The sequence below is a fragment of the Nocardia amikacinitolerans NBRC 108937 genome, assembly GCF_001612615.1.
Classification (GTDB): Bacteria; Actinomycetota; Actinomycetes; order Mycobacteriales; family Mycobacteriaceae; genus Nocardia; species Nocardia amikacinitolerans.
Map to the genome: position 1 here is coordinate 76,460 of NZ_BDAU01000002.1, position 21,677 is coordinate 98,136.

The window sequence follows — 21,677 nt, forward strand, 5'->3', positions numbered from 1 at the left end:
AACTCTTGCCCTCGATTGAACGGCCGTTTAATATACTGAACATGTGTTCAAGCAACAGCCCGTATCGCAAGGATCCGCCGCTGATCTGACCACCGCGGCCCGTATCAGAGACGCCGCGATCGAAGTCTTCGGCGAGCAGGGATTCCAGGTGGGAGTCCGCGCCATCGCCGCGGCGGCAGGCGTCTCCCCCGGTCTCGTCAATCATCACTTCGGTTCCAAGAACGGCCTGCGCGCCGCATGCGACGACCGGGTGCTGGAACTGATCAGAGACGAGAAGGTCAAGGCCGTCACGGCGCCGAATGCCGCATCCGGCATGCTCGCCGCCTTGGCCGAGATCGAGTTGTACGGACCGCTCGTCGCCTACATGGTGCGCAGCCTGCAAGCGGGTGGACCGATGGCCGAGTCGCTGTTCGAGCACATGGTCGCCGACGCCGAGGTCTACATGCGGCAGGGGGTCGACGCGGGAACCATCAAGCCGAGTCGCGATCACAAGGCCCGCGCCCGCTACCTGATGACGCTCAATATCGGCGCCGTCCTGCTGTGGGTCCAATTGCACTACCGCGACGGCGAGAAGATCGACTTCCGCAAGGCGATCCGCGCCATCACCGAAGAACTCACCCCACCGGCCCTCGAGCTCTACACCCAGGGCCTGCTCACCGACACCACCCTGATGGACACTGTCATTAAGGAGCACAGATGACCCAGGTCATCGAAATCGAAGATCTGCGAAAGACCTTCGGACACGTCACCGCCCTGGACGGGCTGAACCTCGCGGTCGGCGAGGGCGAAATCCACGGCTTTCTCGGCCCCAACGGCGCGGGCAAATCCACCACCATCCGGGTTCTGCTCGGCATCCTGCGCGCCACCTCCGGCCGCGTCCGGCTGTTCGATCGCGACCCGTGGACCGACGCGGTCGCCCTGCACCGCGAATTGGCTTACGTACCAGGCGATGTCACGCTGTGGCCGTCGCTGTCCGGCGGCGAGACCATCGACCTGCTTGCCAGGATGCGCGGCGGTATCAACGCCGAACGCCGCGCCGAGCTGATCGAACGCTTCGACCTGGACCCCCGCAAGAAGGCGCGCACCTACTCCAGGGGCAACCGGCAGAAGGTCGCGCTGATCTCCGCGCTCGCCTCCGACGTGCGGCTGCTGCTGCTCGACGAGCCGACCTCCGGTCTGGATCCGTTGATGGAACAGGTGTTTCGCGAGTGCGTGCACGAAGCACAGCAGCGCGGTGCGACGGTGCTGTTGTCCAGCCACATCCTGTCCGAGGTCGAGGTGCTGTGCGACCGGGTGACCATCATCCGGGCGGGCCGGACCGTGGAGAGCGGTTCGCTGGCCGAGCTGCGCCACCTCTCGCATACCGCCATCACCGCCGAATTGCTCGGCGACCCAGGCGATCTCAGCAAGATCGCGGGTGTCGAGGACATCGAGCGCGACGGGTCGACGTTGCGCTGCCAGGTGGACAGCGAGCACCTCGGCGAACTGATCCGGGTGCTCGGCGACGCGGGCGTGCGCAGCCTCACCAGTGCGCCGCCCACCCTCGAGGAACTGTTCATGCGGCACTACCACGTCGACGGCAAGGACTCCGAGGCCGCGGCGAAGCTCGGGGAGAAGGTGCGGTCATGACAGCATCGCGAAGCGATTCGTTGAGGGGTGGCGGTCGGGCGACGGGTGGGCCCGCTGCCGCCCACCGGGTCCCTGCCGCAACGCTTTTCGGTGAATCCGCCGATTTCGCGGGTACCGGACAGCTGCTGCGCCTGTTCCTGCGCCGTGACCGAATCGTGCTGCCGCTGTGGTCGCTGCTGATCGGGTTGATGCCCGCCTTCCAGGTGGTGAGCATCAAGGATCTGTACACCACCCAGGCCCAGATCGACGATTTCGCGCGGACCACCGCGGACAGTCCGGCGCTGATCGCCATGTACGGGCCGGTGTTCAGCACCGAGCTGGGCTCGATCGGCACCTGGAAGGCCGGGGCGATGTACACGATGATCGCGATCGCGACCATCCTGACCGTCATCCGGCACACCAGGGTCGAGGAGGAGACCGGCCGCGCGGAGCTGGTCGGCGCCACCAGCATCGGCCGCTTCGCCGGACTGACCGCGGCGCTGATCATGACCTTCGGCGGCGCGCTCGTCGCCGGAATCGCCTGCGCCGCTTCGCTGTACGCGACGGATCTGCCCGCGGCGGGTTCGCTGGCATTCGGCGCGGCGCTGGCCGCCTCCGGCATCGTGTGGGGCGCCATCGCGGCGGTCGCCGCTCAGGTCAGCGCCGGCGCGCGGGTCGCACGAGGCGTGGCGTTCGCGGCGCTCGGCGCGGCGTTCGCGCTGCGCGCGGTCGGCGACGCGGGCAACGGCGTGCTGTCCTGGCTCTCCCCGATCGGCTGGTCCCTGCAGATCCGGCCCTACGCCGACGAGCGCTGGTGGGTGCTGCTGCCGCTGGCCACGGTCGCCGTCCTGGCGACGGGCGCCGCCTACGCCCTGCTCGCCTCACGCGACACCGGGTCGGGCCTGCTCGCCGAGCGTCCGGGTCCGGCCGCCGCCGCGCCGGGATTCGCCGGGCCGGTCGCGCTGGCCTGGCGGCTACAACGCGGCACGCTGCTGGCCTGGACCGTGGGTTTCGGCCTCTACGGACTGCTGATCGGCGGCGCGGTGAACAGCGTCGGCGACATGCTCGACGACAGCGGCACCATCACCGATCTGGTCACCCGCATGGGTGGTTCGGAGAGCCTGGAGGAGTCGTTCATCGCCTACGCGATCACCATGCTGGCCGCGGCGGCGGGCGCCTATTCGATCTCGGCGGCGCTGCGCTTACACGACGAGGAGTCCAGTCAACGGGCCGAGGCCACGTTGGCGGCCGCCGTTGGCCGGACACGATACGCGTTGAGCCACATCGGTTTCGCGCTCGCCGGACCCGCGATCGCCCTGCTCACCGCCGGGCTCGCGATCGGCGTCGTCTACGGTCTCAGCACCGGCGAGCTCGGCGAGAAGCTGCCGGAGTCGCTGGCCGCCGCAGCGGTGCAGGCGCCCGCGGTGTGGGTCGTCACCGGCATCACGATCGCGATCTTCGGGCTCGCGCCGCGCTACACGCCGGTCGCCTGGGGCGTGCTCAGCGGGATGATCGTGATCTTCTTCGTCGGCTCGCTGGACGGTCTGCCGCAGTGGGTGGTCGACCTGGTGCCGTTCGTGCACCCGCCGAAGCTGCCGGGCGCTGCCTTCGAGGCGACGCCGATCCTGTGGCTGCTCGGCATCGCCGCGGCCCTGCTCGCCGTCGGCGTCGCGGCCTACCGCCGCCGCGACCTGCGCTGAGCCTCCCTCCGCGCCGCCGCTCACTCCCGAGCGGCGGCGCGTGGCGGCTCTAGCGCCGGTCGGTCTCCATTCCCAGCTTGCCCGCGAGCCGCTCGAGATAGGCGCGGACTTCTTCCGCGTCGCGGTCCGGGAGACCGAAAACCGCTTCGGTGACACCGAGTTCGGCCCACCGCGCCAATTGCGCCGCGTCGTGCCGCCCGGCCAACGCGATGATCTGCGGGGTCTCGGTGCGCCCGTGTTCCCGCCAGATCCGGTGCAGCAGTTCGATCTTCTCGCCGAGACCCTCTTCGGTGGGCGTGGTGATCCATCCGTCGGCGTTCTTGGCCAGCCAGGTGAACGACTTCTCCCCGCCCGCCGCGCCGAGCAGCACCGGGATGCGCTTCTGCGTCGGCTTCGGCCACGACCAGCTCGGGCCGAAGTTCACGAACTCACCGGAGAAGCTGGCCTCCTCCTCGCTCCAGATCGCGCGCATCGCGTCCAGGTGTTCGCGCAGCACCGTGCGCCGCTTGTTGGCGGGCACCCCGTGGTGGGCGAGTTCGTCGGTGTTCCAACCGAATCCGACCCCGAGACTGACTCGGCCGCCGGACAGGTGATCCAGCGAGGCGATGGCCTTGGCCAGGGTGATCGGGTGGTGTTCGGCGGGCAGCGCGACAGCGGTCGAGAGGGTGATCCGCTCGGTAACCGCCGCGGCGGTCCCCAAGGCAACCCACGGATCGAGGGTGCGCAGGTAGCGGTCGTCGGGCAGGCTCGCGTCGCCGGTGCGCGGATGCGCGGCCGCGCGCACCACCGGAATATGGGTGTGCTCGGGCACATAGAACGAGTCGAACCCCGCCCGTTCGGCCGCCGCCGCGGCGTCGGCGGGCGTAATGCCCCGGTCACTGGTGAACAACACGATCCCGTACCGCACCGCACGCACTCCCATCGCCAGAAATTAGAACAAGTTCTACCACCTTTCGGCGCGGCGCACCATGGATTCCACGGGACGGACGGCGCGCTGACAGGCGCGGATGCTGGAGCGGCGCGCTACGACTACGTTCGCGTGCATGAGTCTTGACGCGCTGTCGGGAGGAGACGACACGAATCGGCGAGCCGATCACCTCGGCTGGCGCAACCGGCTGCGGCCGCGCCGCGGACCGCATTTGCCCGGCGTCAGCCAGGCCGTCGGGCTGCTGGTGGCCGACCGGCAGGCCACCGCCGACACCATCGTCGCCGCGCCGACTCCCCTGCAACCGATCGACCTCACCGACGACGCCAGGGTCGCCGAAGTGCTCGATCTCGCCGTCCGGGTCGGCGAGGTCGTGCTCGCCTCCGGCACCGGCGTCATGGACACCACCAGCCAGGTGCGATTCATCGCGGCCACCTACGGCTTGGCCCGCTGCGATGTCGACGTCACCTACGACGCCATCCGCATCTGGGCCGACCGAGGGCCGCTGCTGCCGCCGGCCAGCACGATGCGCATCGTGCAGTACCGTGCGCTCGACTTCACCAGGCTCGCCGCGGTGGACCGGCTCACCCGACGTATCCGCACCCAGGTGGTGGCGCCCGAGGACGCCCGCGCGGCGCTCGACGCCATCACCTCCGCGCCGCACCCGTATCACCGCTGGACCGCGACGTTCGGCTGGTCGCTGCTGGCCGCCGCCATCGCGGCGCTGCTCGGCGCGGGTGTCGTCGTCGCCGCGCTGAGCTTCGCGACCACCGCGGCGATCGACCGCACGAACCGGGTGCTCAACCGCTACGGGCTGCCGTTCTTCTTCCAGCACATGGCGGGCGGACTCATCGCGGCGACCCCGGCGATCGTGCTCTCCACACTCGCCGAGCCACTCGACATCCGTGTCGATCCCACGCTGATCATCGCGGCGGGCATCACGGTGCTGCTCAGTGGTCTGCAGCTGGTCGGCTCGGTGCAGGACGCGATCACCGGCGCGCCGATCACGGCGACCGCGCGCCTGCTCGAAGTGGTGATGATGACCGGCGGCATCGTCGCGGGCATCGCGCTCGCGCTGCGGCTCGGCCAGGTGGCGGGCGCGACCGTGCCGTCGATCGAGATGACTTCCGGTCGCGACATCACGAATCTGCCGGTCAAGATCGCGGCGGGCGCGGTCGCGGCGATGGCCTTCGCGCTCGCCTGTTACGCCGAGCGACGCGCGTTGGCCGCGGCCGCGTTCGGCGGCGCGGCGGGCGCGATCAGTTATCTGCTCGTGCAGCAGGCCGGGTTCGGGCCGGTGATCGCCTCCGGGGTGGCCGCCACCCTGATCGGTTTGGCCGGTGGTCTGATGGCGCGACGCGCGCTCACGCCGCCGCTCGTCGTCGCGGTCGCGGGCATCACGCCGCTGCTGCCCGGTCTCAGCGTGTATCGCGGGCTCTACGCCATGCTCAACGACGAACCGCTGCTCGGCTTCGATCAGCTGCTCGCCGCCTTCGGTATCGGTTGCGCGCTGGCCGCCGGTGTGACACTGGGCGAATGGTGCGACCGCACGCTGCGCCGCCCGCCGATCCTCAGCCGCTTCGGTTCGCTGCGCCGACCGATCGTCCGGCGCAGGCGGCGCGCGAATCCCGCACACTGATACCGTGCCGCCGCTTCGGTGCGGTGGCGGCGCCGAACCGGTATGGTCGGTCCGGTTGGTTAGGGTAGCCAAACAACGGCTGCTGAACGATGGCGAGGTGGTTCGAATGTCGGAGGCAGTACCTTTCTCGGCACGCATCCGGTCCGCCACGGAGCGTCAACACGCCGAAGCGGAGAACTCCTCGTTCATCAGCGACATGCTCGGCGGCGCGCTCGGCATCGACTCCTATCACCGCTACACCGGCCAGCTGTGGTTCATCTACCGCGCGCTCGAGGCGCGCTGGCCCGAACTGGCGGACGACACCGTCGCGGGTCCGTTCATCAAGCCGGAACTGGCCAGGACCGCCGAGCTCGAACGCGACCTCGCCGCGCTCCTCGGCCCGAACTGGCGCACCGAACTCAGGGCGCTGCCCGCCACCGCTGCCTACGCCGAACGCATCGAGGAATGCGCGCGGGACTGGCCCGCGGGCTATGTCGCGCACCACTACACGCGCTACCTCGGCGACCTGTCCGGCGGTCAGGTGATTCGTGGCACCGCCGAGAAGCTCTGGGATCTGCCGCGCCGCGGCGACGGCGTGCGCTTCTACGTCTTCGACGGCATCGCGAATCCGGCCGCCTTCAAACGCGAATACCGAGCACTGCTCGACGACCTCGCGCTGGACGAGCTCGAGCGCCGACGGGTGCTCGAGGAATGCCAGCGCGCCTTCGACTTCAACTCCGCGATCTTCGCCGAACTCGCCGCCGAATTCCCGGCGCGCCGCCCGTCCTGACGGTCACCAGGGAGTGTTTCGAAGTCGCTGATGGGTGGCACCGCTGTGCGGTGCCCCGAGGCGCCCTCCCCCGCGCGACCGCGCCGATGAGCTTGGCGATCAGCAGCAGATCGCGCACCATCGACCAGGTCTCCACGGACGACAGAGCCAGGCGGCGGGGTCTTCCGGCGACAGGTCAGGTGCCACGGTGCGCTCGGGCTGCGGAACTCGATCATCCGAAACGGCTTGCCGCCGAGCCCGATTCGCTCCAAGAGGAACGATGGCGGGTGGCGCCGGTGCAGGCGTCGTACTCGGCGGCGCGCTCGACACCGAAACTTGATCAGGTACGCCGGAAAGTTGCCGAATCGTGATCACCACGCGAGGTAACTGGAAAAGCTTGTAACACATACCGTTTGACCTGGGGTGATGGTGAGCAGTCCCACACAGTGACGGACGCCCATCGGCTTGCCCAGCCGACGCTGAACCCATTACGGTTTCCTATAAGTCAGGACGAAGGTGTTCCTACTTTCGGCCCGACCGCTGTCACCGGGGGCCGATTCGTTGATGCCCGCATTCACCGCCGCATGTTGGATCAATGGTGTGCGACAACAAGTTTCGAGTGAACAGCAGGAGGGACGCGATGGTCTCCTACATCGTGACGGGCGGAACCGGATTTCTGGGCCGACGGGTCGTACAAGGGCTGCTGGACGCCGATCCCGAGGCGATCGTGCACGTGCTGGTCCGCGCCGAATCGTTAGCCAAGTTCACGGAATTGGCCGAGGGCTGGCACGGCGGCGAACGCGTCTTCGCCCTGGTCGGCGATCTCACCGCGGAGCGGCTCGGCCTGCGTGACCAGGCGCCGAGGGCCGATCACGTCGTCCACTTGGGCGCGGTCTACGACATGACCGCCGACGAAGCCGTCACCCACGCCGCCAACGTGGCGGGCACCCGCTCGGTGATCGCGCTGGCGCGCGAGCTCGGCGCGGTGCTGCACCACGTGTCCTCGGTGGCGGTCGCCGGCGACCACAAGGGCAAGTTCTTCGAGGAGGATTTCGACCTCGGACAGAACCTCACCTCCCCCTACCACCGCACCAAATTCGCCGCCGAGCAGCTGGTTCGCGAGTCGCGCGGTGTGCGCTGGCGGGTGTACCGACCGGCGATCGTTGTCGGCGATTCCCGCACCGGTGAGATGGACAAGATCGACGGTCCCTACTACTTCTTCTCCGCCATCGCCAAGCTGGCCGGTCTCCCGTCCGAGCTGCCGATGCCGCTGCCCGATCTGGGCGCCACCAACATCGTCCCGGTCGACTACGTCGCGGCCGCGATGGTGGAGCTGGTGCGCAAGCCCGGTTTGGACGGCCGCACCTTCCACCTGGTGAACCCGGAGCCCCAGCCGTTCGACGCGGTATACGGCGCTCTCGCCGCGGCGGCGGGCGCGCCGACCGGCATCGGTCCGGTGCCGGGCAGCGGGCTGGCGCTGACCGGTCTCGCGCACCTGCCGGGCGTGCCCGCGATCCGCGATTTCCTGTTGGCGCAGTTGGGGATTCCGCCGGAGGTCGCGCCGCACGTGTCCTTCGCCTCGGAGTTCGTCTCGGAGTCGACGCGGGCGCAGCTGCGCGGCAGCGGCTTGTCGGTGCCGCCGTTCGAGAGCTACGCCGAGCGGCTGTGGCAGTACTGGCGCGCGAACCTGGATCCGAACCGGGACCGGCCCGCCGTCAGCGGCGACCCGCTTTCCGGCCGGATCGTGTTGATCACCGGCGCGTCCTCCGGCATCGGCCTTGCCACCGCGCACGCCGTCGCGGCGCGCGGGGCGACCGTGCTCATGGTGGCGCGCGGCCGCGCGGACCTGGCCGCCGCGGCCGAGTCGGTGCGCGCGGAGGGCGGTTCGGCGCACGTCTACCCGTGCGACATCACCGATCCCGAGGCCGTCGACGGGCTGGTGCGCGCAGTGCTCGCCGACCACGGCCACGTCGACTACCTGGTGAACAACGCGGGCCGCTCGATCCGCCGTTCGGTGGTGAACTCGACCGACCGGATGCACGATTTCGAGCGCACCATGGCGGTCAACTACTTCGGCGCGGTGCGGCTGATCCTCGGCCTGCTGCCGTCGATGCGGGCGCGCCGCTTCGGCCACATCGTCAACATCTCCTCCATCGCGGTGCAGACGAAGGTTCCGCGCTTCGCGGCCTACGTGGCGAGCAAGTCGGCGCTGGACAACTTCAGCGAGATCGCCGCCGTCGAGAACCGGGACGCGGGCATCACCTTCACCTCGGTGCGGATGCCGCTGGTGCGCACCCCGATGATCGCGCCGACCGACCTCTACCGCTCGCTGCCGGTTCCGGATCCCGACCGTGCCGCGGCCATCGTGGTGCGCGCGCTGGAGGACCGGCCGCACCGGATCGACACCCCGGTCGGCACCTTCGCCCAGGCGGTCGACCTGCTGATGCCCTCGGTGAAGCGCACGATCATGCACCAGGGTTTCCGTCTGTTCGGCGAATCCAGTGCGGCGAAGGGTGTTTCGGCTCCGGCCAAGGTCTCCCCCGGCGCGGCGGAGGACGGTCGCAGCCCGCTGACGCTGCTCGGGCCGGTGCTGATGCCGCTGATGGCGCTGCCGAACCCGGCGGCCAGGGTGGCGAGGGTGGTACCCGGCCTGCAGTGGTAGCGCCGCTCAGCGGATGTGCGTGAGCTTGTCCGGATTGGTGACCGAGTACATGCCGCGCACGGCGTCCTCGGCGGTCACCTCCCGCACGACGACGGCCAGCGGGGCGTTGCCGTCGAAGAGCACCGCGCACGGATCGGTGCCGACGGCCCGGTACCGAACTCGGTAGCCGGGCCGCAGGCCGCGCCGCCTCGGCGAACAGCCGCGCCACCGCGCCCGCGCCGTGCACCGGGCGCAGGCTAGTGGCCGGTCCGTGCTCGCCGCCGTCGGTCCACAGGGTGACGTCGGGCACGAGCACGGCGAGCAGTTCTTCGTTATCGCCCCCATCGCCGCCGCGACGAACCGTTCGGTCACCGCCCGGCGGTCCTCGGGCTCGGCGGGCCCGCGGGGACGCCGAGCCCAGGCGTGGCCGCGGGCTCGATGCGCGAACTGGCGCCGGGCCGCGGCCGACGATCTCGGTGTGCGGGTAGCCGAATACCTCATGCAGTCCGAACACCGTGCGCTCCAGCGGGGTTCAGCGATTCGAGCACATCGAGCAGCGCTGTCGAGAAGGCCTCGGTGCGCGGCACGCGGCCGGCGGCGTCCGGCTCGGGGTCCGATTCGCGCACGCGGAGTTCCGGAATCCACTGTCCGACAGAGGTTTCCCGCCGCCGAACCATTGCGCTGCGCCGGGCCAGCGCCAGATTCACCGCCACCCGCACCAGGTAGGCGCGCGGGTTCCCGATCCGCCCGGCCGACAGCGCCGTATCGCGCGGCGTCAGCGACAGCCACGCCTCCCGCAGCACGTCCTCGGTGTCGGCGACGCTGCCGAGCATCGTGTAGACGACCGAGAACAGCAGCTCACGGTGTCGCAGGAACACCTCGGTCGCGGCATCGGTCTCCGATGCGCCCCCGCTCCGGTCTTCCATCACATCTCCCTTGTCGCCCGCACGTCTCGAGCATGAGAGTGCTTCGCGCCGTAGCGATGTGACGCGCCCGCCTGCCGGGTGACCCATCTCACCCCAGGTCACCCTTGCGATGGTGTCCTCGCACGGCGATGGGGCCGGTGTTGTCACCGGCCCCATCTCCCGGATTTCCCGGTCCGATGTTCAGACGCGGACGGCCGCGAAGTTCGCGGCGAGCCACATCGCCCATCCGTAGTTGCCGTGCGCTCCCGGATCGAAACCGCCGCCGCACACCGGGTCACCGCCGGTGCAGTAGTTGGCGGTGCGCCAGGCGTACAGCCCCGGCACGTTCCATCCGATCAGGCGGACCGGATCGCCGAACAGCAGGACCGCGGCGATCCTCGACTCCAATTCGTAAGGGAGCGTATAGATTCCGGGCAGCGCGGTCACGATGCCGGTGCCGAGCACACCGTGCGTGACGACCGCGCCCTGCGAGTAACCGACCAGGACGAACCGCTGATCCGGGCACATCGCCGCCTGCGCCATGATGTGAGCGGTCATGTCCCGCGTGCCGTCGCTCACCGAGGACGGAACGAGCAGGTTCGCCGGGTAGTTCACCGGGTACGCGGTGGAGTCGACCGGAAGTGCCTGCAGCAGAGTGTGGTACAGCGGATCTCCGACCACACTGCCCAACCACCCCGGTTCCCCGGTACCTCGGGCGACGACCACGTCCACCGACGCGCACGCGTTCGCTGACGCCTGCGTGCCGAGACTTGTCGTCGCTCCGACCCCCACCACGAGCAGGAGTACTGCGAATACCCTTGCCAGAGGTCGATTTCGGAACAGAATTACCTTCCGGTTGGCCATGACGATCACCCACTCACGCCGTTGTGAGAAAACACCGAGTGACGGTTGTCAGTGACAATCACTCGGCTATATCCGCGAAGGTAAGAACGGCAGTGAGTTGCGTCAAGCAACTCGATCCAAGCGAGACCGAGTCAACGCACAATCGTTGTGCGAGTGGGTAGCCCGTCGGTTCGCGGACACGACGATACGAGAACCACTGCGCCCGTGAACAGTCCGCGCGCTCGATCCGCCCTGCCCGAGGAGTACCCCCGCGTCGTCACGGTTACCCCGCGAATTTCGTGCGTGCCCAGGAATTCCCGCACAAGGGCTCGATGTTCGCGGTGCGGGAGCGAACTCTCGGTTCCCGGCAGGGACGCCACTCGGCGTTCAGCTCGAGACCTCGCATGGTCCCGATGGTCGCCACCGTGAGCCGACCGCGATGGCCGACATCGGATCGCGTCGGGCTGGCTCGCACACTAGGGAACGCACAGCGACGGCATGACCGACGGCTCGGCACGCACCGTGGATGCCGCGGGCGGGGCAACTGGAACAGGGTCGACCGGTTGGGCGGTATACAGCCGCACGCCGGTCCGCTGCTCACCGGAATCCGGCGTCACGCCGACGATCTCGGCCTCGTGCCCGTAGGCGTCGGTGATCCGCGCGACGAACGGTCCCGATCCGCCCCCGACGAGCGTCCAGTAGTTGTCCATACCGCGCGTCAGATCGCGCCACTCCTCGCTTGCCACACCGCGCATCGCGACCTGACGGATCGGGTTGCCGGTGCCGGTGATCAGCAGGGCGAACCAGCCCGCCGTCGAATCCGGCTTCACCACGTAGCCGAGTTCGGGTGCGGGCTCCGGATCGCGCACCAGCCGATAGCTGATCTGGGCGACGCCGTCGGCGCGGTCGGCGATCCGGTCGAAGGCGGCCGTGCTCAGATCCAGCTGTCCCGGAGCGCATCCCGGGCAACGGTCGGCGACGAGCACGCGCACGGCGCCGCGCGGACCGCGCACGTCGAGGTGGCCCCCGCACAGGTCCGCGCGTCCGAACTCGGCTGTGGACAGCCCCGCGTAGAGTCCGTCGGCGGGCAGGTCCTCGAACGAGCACGCGACGGTCGAGCGGGACGAGTAGTACCGCGCCTCACCGGGCATCGGCGGCAGCGGCGGCCAATGCCGGGCGGCCACACCGGAACTGCCTCCGGTCGCGGGCGACCACGTCGGGAGGGTCTGCACGCCGCCATCCGCCGATGACTCGCACGCGACCGCCTCGGGCCGCGCCGCCCACACCGCGACGCCGACCACCGCGATCACCGCGCCGACGGACGCCCACACCCAGCCCATCCGAAAGCTTGTTTGCTGTATCGGTATTCGGTGCACGGTCGTCCCCGGCTTTCGGCTCTCCCCACTCGCGGACTGTCGATCCTGTCTCCACTAGGAAACCAGCAGAATTCGCCCCGCACGGCCCGAACGGAAATTCTTCGCCGTGCGAGACTCACCAGTCGGCAATCCCCAAGCAAATACCCGGCATTCGAGACTGGACGGACGCCCGGCACCGAAAATGATTCGATCGGACCTCCGCTAGGAGCTCGCCCGCTCCAGTTCGGCGTCCATCTCGGACAACTGGTGATCCATCCGGTCCCGCTTCGCGCGCAGGTATCGGATGTTGTGCTCGGTCGGGGTGGACTGCAACGGCAGCCTGCGCACCACGGCGATGCCGTGCTCCTCGAGCCCGGCCTGTTTGGCCGGGTTGTTGCTCAGCAGGCGCACGGAGCGGATGCCGAGATCGGCGAGGACCTCCGCGCCCGCGGCATAGCGGCGCGCGTCCACTGGAAGCCCGAGCGCCACGTTGGCCTCGACCGTGTCGGCGCCGCGGTCCTGAAGCTCGTAGGCGCGCAACTTGTTCAGCAGTCCGATGCCGCGCCCCTCCTGCCCGCGCAGGTACACCACCACGCCGCTGCCCTCGGCGGCGACCGCGCGCAGTGCGGCGTCCAGCTGGTCGCCGCAGTCGCAGCGCAGCGAGCCGAGCGCGTCGCCGGTGAGGCATTCGGAGTGCAGGCGCGCCAGCACCGCGTCCCGGCCGGGTTCGCCGAAGACCATGGCGAGCGATTCGGTTCCGGTGAGTTCGTCGCGGTAGCCGACGAGCCGGAACTCGCCGTACTTCGTCGGCATCCGAGTCTGCACCACGCGCGTCACGCTTCGCTCGGCTCGGCGGCGGTACTCGATCAGGTCGGCGATCGAGATGATCGGCAGGCCGTGCGCGCGGGCGAACTCGCGCAGTTCCGGAAGCCGGGCCATGGCGCCGTCGTCGCGCACGACCTCCGCGATCACCCCGGCGGGTCGCAGTCCGGCGAGGCGGGCGAGGTCCACCGCCGCCTCGGTGTGCCCAGGCCTGCCGAGCACGCCGCTCGGGTGGGCGCGCAGCGGGAAGACGTGGCCGGGCCGGGTCAGATCGTTGGCCCTGGTGCGCGGGTCGGCGAGCAGGCGAAGCGTGTGGGCGCGATCGGCGGCCGAGATTCCGGTGCTGACACCGTGCGCCGCGTCGACCGACACGGTGTACGCGGTGCCCTTCGGGTCCTCGTTGACCGCGGTCATCGGCGGCAACAGCAGGCGGTCCAGATCGGGTCCCGCCATCGGTGCGCACAGCACGCCGCTGGTGTGGCGGACCAGGAACGCGATGGACTCCGTGGTAGCCAGCTCGGCGGCGAGGATGAGATCGCCCTCGTTCTCCCGGTCCTCGTCGTCCACGACGACCGCCATCCCGCCCGCGGCGATCGCGGCGATCGCCGTCTCGACCGGATCCAACGTCCGCTGTCCTGCGAATTCGGTACGCATGACCACCTCCTATATGACTAGTAGAAATATCCCTAATCGATATAGAAAGCGGCAGTCCCGCTCAGCGGGCACGCTCAGGACGCGCGGCGCCCCTTGCCCTTGGCGGCCCGCTTCGGACGCCGGCCTTCGGCGAGTTTGTCGACGTCGGCGAGCAGTTCCTTGGCGAAGTCGCGTTCGGCCTCGTAGTGGCGCACACACCAGCGCAGCACCGCGCCCGGGTAGGCCCAGTCCGGATTCTCCTCGGCGCCCTCGGCGTCCACCTCGGCGAGCTTGCGCATCCGCTCGGCGTAGTCGATGTGTTCGGTGAGGATCTCGCGCAGCCGCTCCGGTTCGGCGAGATGACCGAGCCAGGCGCGCAGCATCACGCTGTGCTTGAGGACGGGCGCCTCCACCGGCGCGTGGTTGACCCAGTGCGCTGCCGCTTCGCGACCCGCCTCGGTGATGGCGTACATCCGCTTGCCGCGCACCCCGTCGTCCTGCAGCACGGTGCGCGAGGTGGCGTAACCGTGCTTCTCCAGCCGCTTGAGTTCGGCGTAGATCTGGCTGAACGACGGGCTCCAGTAGAAGAATTGGAGACTCCAGTCGGCCCACTTCTTCAGGTCGTAGCCGGACAATTCCTCGGCGTGCGAGAGCATTCCGAGCACGGCCCAGCTCGTCGTGGGCAGGTCGGGCACCCCGGCGTCGGCGGGGACGGGCTTGGCTTCGGTCACGCTAGGACTATATCGCTTAGGCATATAACGGGTGAGAAATCCCGTTGAGTGGGATTCGCGCGGCATCGATCCACCGCCCATGTGACAGGTTTCACAACACGTATCACCTGAGCATCGGAGGGCGATTCATGTCCACCATTCCCCGCGACCCCGCGACTACCGAAAGTCCGGGCGCCGTATCCGAAATCGTCGACGACACCGGACGACTCGACGGCGCGTCGCGCGGCCGGATCTTCGCCGTTCTCGCGGTCATCGTGCTGTTCACCGAGGTCGCCCCGATGCAGTACACGATCGTCGCCGCGGCCCTGCAGAAGATCGCGCCGACCTTCCCCGGTGTCGGCGCGAACATCAACTGGGCCATCATCGTTTTCGGCCTCATCGGCGCCGCCGCCTCGCCGCTGATCGGCAAGATGAGCGACGTCTGGGGCAAGAAGCGGATGTTCCTCGTGTGCGGCGTGCTGTTCATGCTCGGCTGCCTGCTCGACGCGGTGACCTCGAACTGGGCGCTGTTCCTGATCGGACGCGGCCTGCAGGCCACCGCCATCGCGACCGCCGTGATCGCCTACGGTCTGATCCGGGATCTGTTGCCGCGCAAGTACGTTCCGCTCGGGCTCGGTATCACCGCCACCGGACTCGGTCTCTCGGCCATCGCGGGTCCGCTGCTCGGCGGCTTCCTGGTGGACAACTACAGCTGGCGCGCCATCTTCTGGTGCCTGGCCGGGTTCACGCTGCTGATGCTGCCGCTGGTCTATTTCGTGGTGCCGGAGTCCAAGCTGCGGGTACCCGAGCGCATCGACATCGTCGGCGCGGTGCTGCTCTCCGCGGGCGCCGGCCTGACCCTGATCTACCTGGACAAGGGCCACGACTGGGGCTGGGACAGGCCGACCACGCTGGCCTGGCTGGTGGCCGGTCTCGCGCTGCTCGTGCTGTTCGTGGTGATCGAGACTCGGGTGAGCAGGCCGATCATGGACATGCGCCTGCTGTTCCATCCTCGGGTCGCGCTGGTGCTCGCGGGCGCGCTTTTCGCCTCGTTCCTGATCGGCGTGCAGTCCTATGCGCTCGGCTACATGACGCAGACGCCCGATCAGGCCACTGTCACCGCGGGCGTGCAGCAGGCGACGCTGGCCCAGATCCAACAGCAGACCGGCCATCCGATGCCGCCCGAGGCCGTGCAGGTGCTGCTCGATCCCGGCTACAGCTACGGAAACGGTTACACGCTAATGGAATTCGCGGTGCGCATCGCGCTGCTGCAAGCCGTGCTCGCCATGCTGTGCGGCGCGCTGGCCGGCGTGCTGGCCCGCAAGATCGGCGCCAGGATTCCGCTGATCGCCGCGCTCGCGCTGTTCGTCGGCGCGGGCGTCTGCTACGCCGTGCTGCCGCACACCTGGGTGGTGTTCCTCTGGGTCAGCGCCGCGTTCGGCATCGGGTTCGGTTTCTACTACGCGGCCATGCCGATCCTCATGGTCGAGGCGGTCCCGCAGGAACAGCAGGGCATCAGCCTCGGCATGCTCGGTGTCATGCAGTCCATGGGCGTGGCGGTCGGGCTGGCGATCGTCACCGCGTTCCTCCACGCCAGTCCGATGCGGGCGTTGGTCACCGTGGCCGGTCAGCCGACGCCATCGAACCCGATTCCCGGCATCTTCGGCGACCGGGGCTACGAACTGGGGTTCTGGGTCGCGGCGGGCGCCTCGGCGCTCGCGCTGCTGATCGCGCTGGTCATGCGGCACGGCCGCACACCAGCGACCGGCGGCACCGCGTACTGAGTCGCGGGGCGGGGGCCGGGACACCGGCCCCCGCTCGCGATCAATCCGGTTGGGTGTTCTCGAGGACGCGATACTCGGCGTCGGCGACGCTGCCGAAATCCACTCCGGTGAGTCGGAGCATCAGCGCGAACAGATCGTCCTCTTGGTGCAGTCCGAGACCGTCCTCTTCCGGAAGCGGCACGCCCTCCTCGGCGACCGGCTCTCCTTCGACGACGAGGACGTCACGGACGAGTTCGCCGTCCACATACCAGCCGACGCCGTACATGTCCGTCGTGCCGTTCCCGACGAACGTCAGGAGCCGACGCCCCTCGGCCAGTCGCGGGCCTGCGGATTCGTCCTCCAGAACGCTGATCCACGGATCGGCGAGCACGGTCCACCCGCCGACCGCCGCGATGGCGTAGTCGCCTTGGAAGCTCGTGCTGAAAACCTCGTAGCCCGAACAGGTTTCGCCGTTCTCATCCGGCGCTCCCGGTAGTGCGACGAGCTCGTTCTTGCCGATCTCACCCTCCACCAGCAGACCGGCCACATTCCACCCCATGCTCTACTCCTTGCCCTCGCCATCGGGGCGCACACCCCCGGAGTAGTGTGCACGCCATGTCGCGGACGCGCATCATTCGCATCGCTACCCGATCCAGCCCCATGGCGCTCGCGCAAGCCGAGCACGTGGCGGCGCTGCTGGCCGGGCTGGGGGTGGACAGCGAGCTGGTGAAGGTGACCACCGCGGGCGACCGGTGGATGGGGGATCTGTCGAAACTCGGCGGCAAGGGCGCGTTCGTCAAGGAGATCGATTTCGCTTTGCAGTCGGACCAAGCCGATCTCGCGGTGCACTGTCTCAAGGACATTCCCGGCGACATCCCGGTGCCGGAGGGGTTGGCATTCGCGGGATTTCTGGCCCGCGAGGACGTGCACGACGCGGTGATCACCGCGAGCGGGGCGCGGCTGGCGGACCTGCCGGAGGGCACCGTGGTCGGCACCAGCTCGGTGCGCCGCAAGGCGCAACTGAATCTGCACTTCCCGCACCTGACCGTGAAACCGTTGCGCGGCAACGTGAACACCCGCCTGGCGCGGCTCGAGGAGGGCCACGTCGACGTGCTCATCGCGGCGGTCGCCGGACTGCACCGGGTCGGCCAGGAGCACCGCATCACCGAGATCCTCGACCTGGACACCATGTGCCCGCCGGTCGGCGCGGGCGTCATCGCGCTGGAATGCCGTGCCGACGACGCCTGGCTGCTCGACGTCGGCGGCGAACTGGATCATCCCGAGACGCACCGGCACGCCGACGCCGAACGGGCCATGCTGCACGCGCTCCAGGGCCACTGCAACTCCCCCATCGCCGGTTACGCCACCACCGACCCCGCGGGCCGACTCACCTTGCACGGCAAGGTCTTCGACAGCGACGGCAGCCGCTGGTTGGACGCCAAACACTGGGGCGTGCCGGAGGACCCCCAGGCCCTCGGCTTCTTCGTCGGCGCCGACCTCCTCCGCCAGGGCGCCCGCGCCCTCATCGATTCCATCCCGCACTAGTCCTGCACCGCGGGGACTCCGACGCCTCTCTCGCCAACTACGCGGAATCGATCGAGCGGATCATGGCCACTCGACCGCCCTGATTCGCGCCGCGCGGAGGCCCTGCCCGACACCGGCCGATAATTGAAAGAGCAAGCGATATCGCGCCATGTCGAGCGCGATTCGCGTAGTGCACTACTCGCGTCGCGCGGCAGTCTCCAGCGAAGGATCTGTTCCGAGGCATGATTTTCGGCCTCGACCGGACTCACACAGGAGGCTGCAATGCCTGATTTCAAAAAGGAAGTCGTCGTTCGCGACGACGCCGACAAGGAAAGAATCAAGCTGGACGCCACACAAAGCGACATTGTGGTGAAGAATGCAGGCGGCGATCTGCGGTTACATTTCGATGGCGTGCGGGCCGCACTTTACCTCGGCGGAAAAGGCAACGAGGGCGATCTAATCGTTCGCGATGCAGCGAACGACGAGCGGATCAAGCTCGACGGTGGCGAGGGGCAGATCTGGGTGAAAGATGCCACCGGCAAGGAGCGCCTTCGGTTGGACGACGCGGGCAGTATTGTGGCGCGAGACGGCGAAGGCAACATCCTGTTTCGTTTCGAAACCAGCACCGGCGCGCTGTATCTCGGTCACCGCCCTGCCAACCCGAACACCCCGGTCGACGTGGACCTCTTCAGGGAGCGGATCAAGCTGGACGGCGCCGAGGGCGAGATCTCGGTGAAGAATACGCGTGGAAACAAGACTCTCGAACTCGAAGGTACCGCCCTCTTTCTCGGCGGCAAGGACGCCGGCGGCGGTTCTTTCATCGTTCGTGACAATCAGAACAAGCACCAAGTTGTCCTCAATGGTCACGACGGCATGATCTGGGTGAAAGATCCGGTCAGCAACAACAATGCGGTTCAAATCGATAGGACGGCAAGAGTCTCTATCGGTTGCCAGGGCAACGACGGTGACCTCGTTGTTCACGACAAGACGAACAAGCAGACGATCAGACTGGACGGCGCCAAGGGCGAGATCCATCTCGGCAATGCGGACGCCGCCGAGGACTTCGAGATCGCCGACCCCGTGGAGGCGACACCGGGAACGGTCATGTCGCTCGGGCAGGACGGCAAACTCCGTCCCTGCTCCATCGCCTACGACCAGACAGTGGTCGGCGTCGTGTCCGGCGCCGATAGGTACCGGCCCGGGCTGGTCTTCGACCGCGGCGAGACGCAGGACGACAGCCGGATGCCCATCTCGGTCATGGGCAAGGTGGTATGCCGTGCGGACGCCCGCTACGGCAGTATCCGCGTCGGAGATCTACTCACGACATCCCCGAACCCGGGGTGCGCGATGAAGGCTTCGGAGCCCGGCCGCGCCTTCGGAACCGTCATCGGCAAGGCGCTCGATTCTCTGGATGCGGGTGAAGGCCTGGTCCCGATGCTCATCAGCCTGCAGTAGAACATCCGACACAGCGATTACGAAAGGCTCGAGCGAGATGACAGACCTCAGCTTGCGACAGCATTTGGCGCGGATCGGCGAGCCGAAGTCACCTGCCGGCGTACGAATTCCCACAGACTTTTTCGTGTTTCCACCGTCGGGCCGACTGCGAGACTTCATGAAGGCAACCAGGTCTCCTGAACCTGAACAGTGGGCGAAGGCCGCCGAGAAAGAGTTCGCCAACAAGGGCTGGACGGAGGAGTGTCAGGGCGTAACACATGACGAGAGCTTCTGGTACATGTCGAGTAACGCGGGCAAGTCCAGCAGCAATGGCAGACAACGCGTCTACCGGATCGCACTGTCCAATGAAGTCGTGGACCACGTCGAGCTGTCCGGCAATGGCAGCGACCACCTGGGTGCTATCGACTACTACAAAGGCCGCATCTACTGCGCGATGGACGATCCTGTGAAGATCGTCGTCATCGATACGCCACCGTTCACGGGATGGTGGTCGGCTCCGCTGGTCGGCGCGTCGGGCGGACCACCGCCCCAGACACGCAGCGCCTGGTGTGCGGTGAACCCCTGGAACGGCTTGCTCTACAGCGCCCAGATCACCGCAAGCATTGCTCACGACACGCTCTATGCGTACCGATTCGATTCGGCAGGGCGGCGATTCGTGCATGTACCCGACGCCGACATAGTGCTGCCGGAGAAGCTGTTGTTCGTTCAGGGTGCGGTCTTCTCAAAGAACGGCCATGTGCTTCTTGCCTCGAACGACACCGATGACATTCGCTGCTACAGCGCCCTCAACGGGCACTATCTCGGCAGGGTGCCCATCCGCAAGGATGGCGGCGAGGGTGAAGAGGTCGAAGGCCTCACCATCTGGGAGGGCGTCTCCTACGACGGCGTCGAAACCCACGTTCATCTAGTACTTCTCGACAACGACTGGCCAGACGGTGACGACGTGTTCTTCAAGCACTATCGCGTCCCCTTGGCAGAGAACTTGTAGCAAGCGCATCGCGAGGACGCAGCAGCCGCCCCACACCGCTTCGCGCCCTGGCGATCTCGATCGAAATCGACACGGAAGGCTGGCGTGATGGCGGGCGATAGTTTCACGCTCGGTGAACTAGCCGAACACCGATTCGGAGTAGGCGCGAGCCCCCGGAAGAGTCTGCGGCAGATTCTCGGCCGCCCGAGCGGCCCTGTCCGGATCGGGGCCCGCGCCGGACCCATCTCGGTCCTGACACAAAATATGGCACTGCTCGTCGCGCCGGCGCCGTATCTCGGCACCGACCGCGGAGGCGCCGTTGCCGAGATCTGTGCGCGCATCCGTGCGTTGTCCCCTGATATCGTAGGACTTTGCGAGGTATTCAAAGACTCGGAGCGAGACGAAATTCGCACGACCGTAAAAGACATCTACCCTTACTTCAGAGAAGGACCCGACCAGTTCGGCGTCAACTCCGATGGCGGCCTGCTGCTACTGAGCAGGTTCCCACTCCTCGCGTCGAACGATTTCATCTTCGATGAATGCGACGGCATCGACTGCTGGGCGAACAAGGGAGTCTTGCACATTCGGGTCCGCGGCACGCAGTGGCCGACCGCGCTCGACATCTTCTATTCACACACGCAGAATATTTCGACCGGGGCGGGACAGCCGACGCTGCACGCCCAAATCGCGGACATGCGCGAATTCATCGAAGCTCATTCCGACCACGAATTGCCCGCGATCGTCATGGGAGACTTGAACATTCCCGCGGAACGCACCGCCGATTACACCCGGCTACTGCGCACCTTGGACGGGTTCCGGGACTCCTGGACCCTGGTCGGAAATCCGATCGCCAGCGGTCCGACCTTCGTCACGAACAACACCTTCTACGAAGACGAAGACGATCGGCCGGGCACCGATCAGAGACTGGACTACATCCTGCTGCGTCCGGCGGACCTTGTCTGTCCAATCACCTCCGAGGTCGAGATAATGAGATTCACTCACAACGGTTTACACATCTCCGACCACTTCGGACTACACGCTGTATTCAACCCGATCGCAGTCATCGATCCATGAATTCGTCGGATGTGGACACGTTCTCGGCAACGCGGCATCGTCGGGCGGCGTGTCCAATTGAATCCCCGTGTGCCGCACGGAGTTCGGCGGGGATCCGAGTCGTCGAGGCATGAGCTCGTTACCGCTCTCGCGCCAGTTGGCGCGATGGAGACACGCGATGACGACCGGCGATCCACCGCGCTGCGCGATCGGCTCATTCGACGGCGGCCTCGGCCTGCGGGCGGGCAAGGTCGATCAGGTGCGCGGGTTCGGCGTCGAAAGCCGGTGCGGCGTTGGATCTGTTGCCGGGCAGGTCATCCGACGGCCGCGGCGAGGAACGGGTGTCGGACGCGGAAGCGATAGTGTCCTCGACATATTCGCGTAAG

Annotated in this window: 19 protein-coding genes; 11 read left to right on the forward strand and 8 right to left on the reverse strand. The window is 67.8% G+C overall.

All coding sequences use genetic code 11. The features are described 5' to 3' along the window. The first annotated feature begins 43 nt into the window (after positions 1–43). The 3 genes from NAM01S_RS02580 to NAM01S_RS02590 are packed head-to-tail and all read left to right on the forward strand — an operon-like array spanning position 44 to position 3,308. On the forward strand, positions 44–700 hold the full coding sequence (locus tag NAM01S_RS02580; protein WP_067778596.1) for a TetR/AcrR family transcriptional regulator: 657 nt from the start codon (positions 44–46) through the stop codon (positions 698–700). Further along, entirely contained in the window at positions 697–1,629 is a 933-nt protein-coding gene (locus NAM01S_RS02585; RefSeq protein WP_067778601.1) for an ABC transporter ATP-binding protein, read from the forward strand. The genes NAM01S_RS02580 and NAM01S_RS02585 overlap by 4 nt, the downstream gene beginning before the upstream one ends. Then, positions 1,626–3,308: an ABC transporter permease gene (locus NAM01S_RS02590; RefSeq protein WP_253798121.1), complete on the forward strand. Its 1,683-nt coding sequence runs from the start codon at positions 1,626–1,628 to the stop codon at positions 3,306–3,308. The genes NAM01S_RS02585 and NAM01S_RS02590 overlap by 4 nt, the downstream gene beginning before the upstream one ends. 49 nt (positions 3,309–3,357) lie before the next feature. Here the strand turns inward: NAM01S_RS02590 and NAM01S_RS02595 are convergent, their stop codons facing one another. Next, positions 3,358–4,230 carry an LLM class F420-dependent oxidoreductase gene (locus NAM01S_RS02595; RefSeq protein WP_301317573.1) on the reverse strand — a complete coding sequence of 291 codons (873 nt, stop codon included), beginning with the start codon at positions 4,228–4,230 and terminating at the stop codon, positions 3,358–3,360. A 217-nt stretch (positions 4,231–4,447) separates the two neighbouring features. Here NAM01S_RS02595 and NAM01S_RS02600 point away from each other — a divergent pair, with 217 nt between their 5' ends. The 3 genes from NAM01S_RS02600 (at position 4,448) to NAM01S_RS02610 (ending at position 9,282) form a co-directional block, all read left to right on the forward strand. Next, on the forward strand, positions 4,448–5,872 hold the full coding sequence (locus NAM01S_RS02600) for a threonine/serine exporter family protein (protein WP_253798187.1): 1,425 nt from the start codon (positions 4,448–4,450) through the stop codon (positions 5,870–5,872). A gap of 106 nt (positions 5,873–5,978) precedes the next feature. Then, entirely contained in the window at positions 5,979–6,641 is a 663-nt protein-coding gene (locus NAM01S_RS02605; protein ID WP_067778604.1) for a biliverdin-producing heme oxygenase, read from the forward strand. A gap of 619 nt (positions 6,642–7,260) precedes the next feature. Next, positions 7,261–9,282, forward strand: a complete 2,022-nt coding sequence (locus tag NAM01S_RS02610) for an SDR family oxidoreductase (RefSeq protein ID WP_067778607.1) — start codon at positions 7,261–7,263, stop codon at positions 9,280–9,282. Between the two features lie 6 nt (positions 9,283–9,288). Here the strand turns inward: NAM01S_RS02610 and NAM01S_RS36050 are convergent, their stop codons facing one another. The 6 genes from NAM01S_RS36050 to NAM01S_RS02635 form a co-directional block, all read right to left on the reverse strand. Next, the gene (locus NAM01S_RS36050) at positions 9,289–9,633 is read right to left on the reverse strand and encodes a hypothetical protein (protein ID WP_218018322.1); all 345 of its coding nucleotides are present in this window, start codon (positions 9,631–9,633) and stop codon (positions 9,289–9,291) included. 125 nt (positions 9,634–9,758) lie between these two features. Beyond that, complete coding sequence (locus NAM01S_RS36055; protein ID WP_218018323.1) at positions 9,759–10,187, reverse strand: sigma factor; 429 nt, start codon at positions 10,185–10,187, stop codon at positions 9,759–9,761. A 180-nt stretch (positions 10,188–10,367) separates the two neighbouring features. Then, entirely contained in the window at positions 10,368–10,961 is a 594-nt protein-coding gene (locus NAM01S_RS02620) for a cutinase family protein (protein ID WP_255284285.1), read from the reverse strand. Between the two features lie 524 nt (positions 10,962–11,485). Then, positions 11,486–12,349: an expansin EXLX1 family cellulose-binding protein gene (locus NAM01S_RS02625; protein WP_067778610.1), complete on the reverse strand. Its 864-nt coding sequence runs from the start codon at positions 12,347–12,349 to the stop codon at positions 11,486–11,488. Positions 12,350–12,586: 237 nt separating this feature from the next. After that, on the reverse strand, positions 12,587–13,840 hold the full coding sequence (locus NAM01S_RS02630) for a bifunctional 3,4-dihydroxy-2-butanone-4-phosphate synthase/GTP cyclohydrolase II (protein ID WP_067779002.1): 1,254 nt from the start codon (positions 13,838–13,840) through the stop codon (positions 12,587–12,589). 74 nt (positions 13,841–13,914) lie between these two features. Next, positions 13,915–14,550, reverse strand: a complete 636-nt coding sequence (locus tag NAM01S_RS02635) for a PadR family transcriptional regulator (RefSeq protein WP_245909813.1) — start codon at positions 14,548–14,550, stop codon at positions 13,915–13,917. A gap of 128 nt (positions 14,551–14,678) precedes the next feature. Here NAM01S_RS02635 and NAM01S_RS02640 point away from each other — a divergent pair, with 128 nt between their 5' ends. Further along, complete coding sequence (locus NAM01S_RS02640; protein ID WP_067778614.1) at positions 14,679–16,313, forward strand: MFS transporter; 1,635 nt, start codon at positions 14,679–14,681, stop codon at positions 16,311–16,313. Between the two features lie 40 nt (positions 16,314–16,353). On the opposite strand, the gene NAM01S_RS02645 is transcribed toward NAM01S_RS02640, so the two are convergent. After that, on the reverse strand, positions 16,354–16,851 hold the full coding sequence (locus tag NAM01S_RS02645) for a hypothetical protein (protein ID WP_157107565.1): 498 nt from the start codon (positions 16,849–16,851) through the stop codon (positions 16,354–16,356). Between the two features lie 56 nt (positions 16,852–16,907). Here NAM01S_RS02645 and hemC point away from each other — a divergent pair, with 56 nt between their 5' ends. The 4 genes from hemC (at position 16,908) to NAM01S_RS02665 (ending at position 21,312) form a co-directional block, all read left to right on the forward strand. After that, complete coding sequence (gene hemC, locus NAM01S_RS02650) at positions 16,908–17,837, forward strand: hydroxymethylbilane synthase (protein ID WP_067778619.1); 930 nt, start codon at positions 16,908–16,910, stop codon at positions 17,835–17,837. A 261-nt stretch (positions 17,838–18,098) separates the two neighbouring features. Beyond that, entirely contained in the window at positions 18,099–19,271 is a 1,173-nt protein-coding gene (locus tag NAM01S_RS02655; protein WP_067778622.1) for a hypothetical protein, read from the forward strand. Between the two features lie 37 nt (positions 19,272–19,308). Continuing rightward, a complete protein-coding gene (locus NAM01S_RS02660; protein WP_157107566.1) occupies positions 19,309–20,259 on the forward strand; it encodes a hypothetical protein in 951 nt (316 codons plus the stop codon). Positions 20,260–20,502: 243 nt separating this feature from the next. Then, complete coding sequence (locus NAM01S_RS02665) at positions 20,503–21,312, forward strand: endonuclease/exonuclease/phosphatase family protein (RefSeq protein ID WP_067778627.1); 810 nt, start codon at positions 20,503–20,505, stop codon at positions 21,310–21,312. The last annotated feature ends 365 nt before the right edge of the window (positions 21,313–21,677 follow it).